This window comes from Streptomyces sp. NPDC058637, assembly GCF_042717325.1.
Lineage (GTDB): Bacteria > Actinomycetota > Actinomycetes > Streptomycetales > Streptomycetaceae > Streptomyces.
On the sequence record NZ_JBHXRD010000035.1, the window covers coordinates 76,879 to 82,844 of the forward strand.

6 protein-coding genes are annotated in these 5,966 nt (G+C 71.8%); 3 read left to right on the plus strand and 3 right to left on the minus strand.

Translation table 11 applies throughout. The features are described from left to right. Positions 1 to 104 precede the first annotated feature (104 nt). From ACFWVP_RS28810 to ACFWVP_RS28820, 3 genes are all read right to left on the minus strand, one after another. Positions 105 to 506, minus strand: a complete 402-nt coding sequence (locus ACFWVP_RS28810) for a DUF3040 domain-containing protein (protein ID WP_384500894.1) — start codon at positions 504 to 506, stop codon at positions 105 to 107. A 279-nt stretch (positions 507 to 785) separates the two neighbouring features. Further along, positions 786 to 1,544, minus strand: a complete 759-nt coding sequence (locus ACFWVP_RS28815; protein ID WP_384500895.1) for a class I SAM-dependent methyltransferase — start codon at positions 1,542 to 1,544, stop codon at positions 786 to 788. 161 nt (positions 1,545 to 1,705) lie between these two features. Beyond that, positions 1,706 to 2,227 (minus strand): SAV_6107 family HEPN domain-containing protein, encoded by a 522-nt coding sequence (locus ACFWVP_RS28820; protein ID WP_384500896.1) that lies wholly within the window; start codon positions 2,225 to 2,227, stop codon positions 1,706 to 1,708. A 220-nt stretch (positions 2,228 to 2,447) separates the two neighbouring features. Here ACFWVP_RS28820 and ACFWVP_RS28825 point away from each other — a divergent pair, with 220 nt between their 5' ends. Genes ACFWVP_RS28825 through ACFWVP_RS28835 form a run of 3 tightly spaced genes read left to right on the plus strand, consistent with a single transcriptional unit; the run spans position 2,448 to position 5,933 of the window. Further along, positions 2,448 to 3,233: an ATP-binding cassette domain-containing protein gene (locus ACFWVP_RS28825; RefSeq protein WP_384500897.1), complete on the plus strand. Its 786-nt coding sequence runs from the start codon at positions 2,448 to 2,450 to the stop codon at positions 3,231 to 3,233. Then, positions 3,205 to 5,292, plus strand: a complete 2,088-nt coding sequence (locus ACFWVP_RS28830) for a YhgE/Pip family protein (RefSeq protein ID WP_384500898.1) — start codon at positions 3,205 to 3,207, stop codon at positions 5,290 to 5,292. Before ACFWVP_RS28825 ends, ACFWVP_RS28830 begins: the two co-directional genes overlap by 29 nt. A gap of 29 nt (positions 5,293 to 5,321) precedes the next feature. After that, positions 5,322 to 5,933, plus strand: coding sequence for a TetR/AcrR family transcriptional regulator (locus ACFWVP_RS28835; RefSeq protein WP_384500899.1), 612 nt, complete (start codon positions 5,322 to 5,324; stop codon positions 5,931 to 5,933). Positions 5,934 to 5,966 lie beyond the last annotated feature (33 nt).

The window sequence follows — 5,966 nt, forward strand, 5'->3', positions numbered from 1 at the left end:
GCGACCGCCCCTCACGCATGAGGTCCAGCATCAAGTTCTCGGTGCACGCGACCGCGTGCCGGCACCGGGCGGGACTGCCCCGCACCGACCGGGGAACGGTGCGTTCACTGGCCCTGTTCGTCGCGGCGGCGCTGCCACCGCTGCTCGATCCGGTTCATCATCGACCGGCGTTCCCTGGGGTGTCGGCGTTCGCCTCCGCCCCCGCTCCCTGCCGGTTGCTGCTGCTCACCGGGCTTGGGCGCTTTGCGCCACCCGGTGACCGCGAGCACGGCACAGCCCAGCATGACGAGGAATCCCACCACGCTGATCCAGATCTCCTGGGCGACCATTCCGGCCATGAGGAGCGCGATACCCACCAGAAAACCGGCCACCGCCTGGTAGACCCGTCGCCGGGTGTACCTGCGCAGCCCGCTTCCCTCAAGCGCTGTAGCGAACTTGGGATCTTCGGCGTACAGCGCTCGCTCCATCTGCTCGAGCATTCGCTGCTCGTGCTCCGAGAGCGGCACGGAGTCCTCCTCGTCGTCGGCCGCGGGGGGCGACCGGTATGCGGCCCTTCCAGGATAGGCAGGGATTCGCCCCCGTGAAACCCGCCCTCTAGCCATAGCCAGTCCGGACCGCCATTTCGGCTCGGCTGCTGAGGCGTAGATTCCCCGACCTCCGATCCGTCATGCCGGATGGTGTCACCCGATCATACGGGGCTCGCGCGCCGATCGGGTGTTCCGGGCGGTACTCCGTCTGCGGCTGCGCTGCTGATCAGCCGTGCTCCGGCCGCCCGCGGCGGTGGCTCAGGCGCGCTTCTCGCCCAGAACGTGCAGCTGGGTCGCCACCGAGTGGAAGGCCGGCAGTTCCGCTACGGCCGCCTCCAGTCGGAGGAGTGCCTCCGTGGCACCGGGCTCGGTGTCCACCAGAACACCCGGCACGAGGTCCGCGAAGACCCGTACGCCGTGGACCGCGCCGACCTCGATGCCCGCGGCGGTGACCAGCTCGGTCAGCTGCTCGGCGGTGAACCTGCGGGGCACGGGGTCGCCCTCGCCCCAGCGTCCGGCCGGGTCTGTCAGCGCCTGCCGGGCCTCGGTGAAGTGGCCGGCGAGCGCCCGGGCCAGGACCGCGCCGCCGAGCCCGGCACCGAGCAGGCTGAGTGCGCCGGACGGGCGGAGCGCGTCGACCGCGTTCCGTACGCCCTCGGCGGGGTCGTCCACGTACTCCAGGACGCCGTGGCACAGGACCGCGTCGTAGCCGGCGCGGTCCACGACCTCGAACAGGCCCAGGATGTCGCCCTGGACCCCGCGGACCCGGTCGGCGACCTCGGCCTCGGCGGCACGGCGCTCCAGGGCGAACAGGGCGTTGGGGCTGGGGTCGACCACGGTGACCCGGTGGCCGAGCCGGGCGACGGGCACCGCGAAGTTCCCGGTGCCACCACCGGTGTCCAGCACGTCCAGGGTGTCCCTGCCGGTCGCCTTGACCCGGCGGTCGAGAGCGTCCTTGAGGACCTCCCAGACCACAGCGGTACGGAGGGAGGCACGGGGGCGCAGCTGGTCCGACACGGCAGTTGACTCCTCGGCACGGTGCCGCCACGGACGGCGGAGCGTGAACAGTGCAGGTGATACGGGGTGGTGATACGGGTGCTCTCCACCCTATTGCCTCGCACCACCGTCCCGGTCCCCCCGCGTCGGGCCACGACACGGGGGGCCGGTCGCCCTGTCCCCTACCGGGGCCGGTCCCTCCGTGGCTGCGGCAGGACCGGCTGGAGCACCAGGAGTCGTTCGACCAGGCGCAGGAACATGGCCGCGTCCCGCAGCAGGTCATCGGCGTCGCGGCCGGTGGCCGCACCGGGTATGCCCGCCTCCGCACGGGCGCGGCGCGCGGCGCCGGAGGCGAACAGGGCGCTCCACTCGGTGAGTTCTGGCGCTGTCTCCGGGAGGACTTCCCACGCGCTGCGGATCCTCTCCCGGCGGCGCCTGCTGGTTTCGGGCCGGCCACGGGCGGCGAGCACGGCCGCCGCGGTGCGCAGTGCGGCCAGGTGAGCGGTGGCGTACCGCTCGTTGGGCACGTCGAGTACGGCGGCCTCGTCAAGGCCGGTGCGGGCCTGGGCGAGCAGATCGAGAGCGGCGGGCGGCGCCGTGGTGCGGCGCGGTACGGGGTGGACGTCGGTTGCCGGACCGGTCAGTGAGGGGGCAGGGCTGCCTGCGCGGCGCCGCGGGGCGGCGGCTGCGGACGAGCTGGCCATGACGAACCTCCTGTCGTCGTGTGACGGCTCCGTGGCCGTATGCATCCATCGTGACGGACACCACTGACAATCCCTCAGAAATACCCTCTGACCAGGCGTTCTTCCCACACGGCCACACGGGGAGGCCGGGTGTTTCACATCGGGCGCGAGTTCGGGTATTTTTTTGCACTGACTGGTCAGTGCAAAGGACCCGGCAGTCGGACAGAGGGGTGGGGTCGTCGTGGACAACCCGCACGGGGCGGCGTTGAGCGCCGAGGACTTCGGACTGGAGGGGTCCCGCGGCTGGGCCTTCCGGGGCGTCGACTTCACCGCGGATCCCGGATCGCTGGTGGCGATCGAGGGGCCGTCCGGCTCGGGCCGCACCTGTCTGCTGCTCGCGCTCACCGGCCGGATGCGTCCCACCCGGGGCCACGCGGAGGTCGGCGGGCACCGCGTGCCCGGCGAGCTCGCCGCCGTCCGCGGAATCAGCGCGCTGGGACCGGTCCCCGGTGTCAACGAGCTCGATCCGGCCTTCACGGTCGCGGAGCACCTGCGGGAACGGGCCCTGCTGCGGCGCCGCTTCGACGGTTCGGTGCGCTCCCTGCTGCGCCCGCGCGCCGAACGGACGGCCACCGCGCGGGCGGTGATCGACACCGCCCTGGACGCCGCGGGGCTGGACCCCGTCACCCTGCCCAAGGCCGAACGGACCTCCGTACGGGACCTGGAGCGCGTCGAGTCCCTGCGGCTCTCCGTGGCCCTCGCGCTGATGGGCCGTCCGCGGCTGCTCGCCGTGGACGACACCGACCTCAAGCTCTCCGGCGCGGACCGTGCCGAGGCCTGGAAGCTGCTGCGGGGTCTCGCGGACGACGGGACGACGGTGCTCGCCGTGTGCAGCGAGGCCCCCGGGGACGCGCTCACCGTACGCACCGGGCCGCCGGTGAAGGACGGGACGGACGCCACCGCGGCGGACGACGACACGACCGAGGAGGAGACGGCCGATGCGATCGCCGAGACTGGCCGCGCTTGAGCTCAGGCGGTTCGGCAGGGGGCGGATGCCGCGTGCCGCGCTGGTGGCGCTCCTGCTGCTGCCCCTGCTGTACGGCGCCCTGTACCTCTGGTCGTTCTGGGATCCGTACGGGCGGCTCGACAGGATCCCCGTGGCGCTCGTCAACGAGGACGAGGGCGCGAGCTCCGAGGGCGAGCGCCTCGCGGCGGGTGACGACATCACCGGCCGGCTGCTCGACTCCAAGGTCTTCGACTGGCACGAGGTCGGTCCCGCCGAGGCCGAGAGGGGTGTCGAGGACGGGACGTACTACCTCTCGCTGACCATGCCCGCCGATTTCAGCGAACGGATCGCGTCCAGCGCGGGTGACTCCCCCGAGACCGGCGCCCTCCAGGTCCGCACGAACGACGCGAACAACTACATCGTCGGACAGATCTCGCGGACGGTGTTCGCCGAGGTCCGCAGCGCCGCCTCGACGAAGGCCTCACGCGGCTTCCTCGACCGGATATTCATCAACTTCTCCGGCCTGCACGACGCGACGGCCGAGGCCGCCGCGGGCGCCGACGACCTCAGGAACGGTGTCACCAAGGCGAAGAAGGGGTCCAAGGACCTCGTGGACGGGCTCAAGGAGGCCGAGTCGGGCAGCGGCACGCTCTCCAGCGGGATCATCAGGCTCGACAAGGGTGCGAGCGACCTGGAGACGGGGTCGCGGCAGGTCGCCGACGGCACCCGGGCTCTCGCCGACAAGGTCGGCGGGGCCGCCGCCGACGTACGCCCGTTCCTGAAGGACAACGGCAAGGCGATCGGGGACACCGCCCGGCTGGTCTCCGACTCCTCGAAGGCCGTACGGGACAACCTCGACCTGCTGGTCGAGACGGCGCCCACCGCCTCCGCCGCCGCCCACACGGCCTCCGACGACCTGGCGGAGGTCCATCGCGTCCGCTGCGAGGAACAGCCACTGCCGGACCCCGGGGTCTGCCCCCAGCTGAAGCGCGCCATGACCGCGGCGGCCGATGTCGCGAAGGTCGCCGACGACGTGAACGCGCTGGTCACCGAGCAGAACGGCGACCTGACGAAGCTGCGCACCCAGCTGACGACCCTGCGGAAGCAGGCCGACGCCCTCGCGAAGCGCTCACCGGACCTGGACACGGACCTGGAGTCCGCCGTCGCGAAGATCAACGCGCTCAACACCGGTGCCCACAAGGTCGCCAAGGGCGCCGACACGCTCCACACCGGACTGGGCACCGCGAAGACCGGCGCCGGGAACCTGGACACGGGACTCGGGAAGCTCAGGAAGGGCGCCAAGAGCCTCGACAGCGGGCTGTTCCGGCTCGGCGACGGCTCCGCGACGCTCGCACAGGGACTGAACGACGGCGTCGGCAAGATCCCCGACTACGACGAGAAGGCCCGCGACGACCGGACCGGTGTCATGGCCGACCCCGTGCGACTGGCCTCCTCGTCGCTGCACGCGGCACCCAACTACGGCACGGGTTTCGCCCCGTACTTCATCCCGCTCTCGCTCTGGGTCGGCGCGATGGTCGCGTACATGCTGATCCAGCCGCTCAACCGGCGGGCCCTCGCGGCCGGGGCACCGGCCTGGCGCATCGCCTTCGCGGGCTGGCTGCCGGTCGCCGCCATCGGCCTGCTCCAGGTCGTCGCCCTGATGTCCGTGCTGCACTGGCGGCTCGGCCTCCAGATGACGCACGCGGCGGGCACGATCGGCTTCCTCGCCCTGGTGACCTGCTGTTTCGCCGCGATCGTACAGTGGCTGAACGCCCGCTTCGGCGCGGCTGGACGCATCCTCGTCCTCGCGGTGCTGATGCTCCAGCTGACCTCGGCCGGGGGCACCTACCCGGTGCAGACCAGCCCGGGATTCTTCGGCGCGATCCATCCCTTCCTGCCCATGACGTACGTCGTGGACGGACTGCGCCGACTGATCACGGGCGGCGGCCTCGGGCCGGTCTGGCAGGCCTGTGCCGTCCTGGCGGCCTTCACCGCGGGCGCCCTGGCGCTGACCGCGCTGTCCGCCCGCCGCAAGCAGGTGTGGACCCTGGACCGGCTGCACCCGGAGCTCAGTCTGTGAGCGCGCCCGGACCTGTGAGAATCGTCGGCATGGACAGCAGTAGCACCACGCGCCGCCAGGCCACCCGGCAGAAGCTCTACGAGGCGGCGGTGACCCTCATCGCCGAGAAGGGCTTCTCCGCGACCACCGTGGACGAGATCGCCGAGCGTGCCGGAGTGGCCAAGGGCACGGTCTACTACAACTTCAGGAGCAAGACCGAACTCTTCGAGGAGTTGCTGCGGCACGGCGTCGGACTGCTCACCGCTTCGCTCCGTTCCGCCGTGGAGGAGACCGACGGGCGCGACGGCACCCGGGTGGAGGCCCTGGACGCGATGATCAGGGCCGGTCTCGGCTTCATCGACCGCTACCCGGCCTTCACCCAGCTGTACGTCGCCGAGCTCTGGCGCACCAACCGCGCATGGCAGTCCACCCTCCTGGTGCTGCGCCAGGAGGCCGTCGCCGTGGTCGAGGAAGTCCTCCGGGACGGCGTCGCCGACGGAGAGCTCAGCGAGGAGATCGACATCCAGCTGACGGCCGCCGCGCTCGTCGGGATGGTGCTGGTGGCGGCCCTCGACTGGCAGGCCTTCCAGCCGGAGCGGACCATCGACGACGTCCACTCGGCCCTGTCCCTGCTGCTGCACGGGCGGGTCAGCGGGCGCTGAGGAACACACGAAGACGCCGGGCCGGTGGAATTC

What these genes read in the sequence shown, in the direction of transcription:
- ACFWVP_RS28830 (WP_384500898.1), top strand. Translation starts at nt 3,205, where the DNA reads ATGCGATCGCCGAGACTGGCCGCGCTTGAGCTCAGGCGGTTCGGCAGG.
- ACFWVP_RS28835 (WP_384500899.1), top strand. Translation starts at nt 5,322, where the DNA reads ATGGACAGCAGTAGCACCACGCGCCGCCAGGCCACCCGGCAGAAGCTC.
- ACFWVP_RS28820 (WP_384500896.1), bottom strand. Translation starts at nt 2,227, where the DNA reads ATGGCCAGCTCGTCCGCAGCCGCCGCCCCGCGGCGCCGCGCAGGCAGC.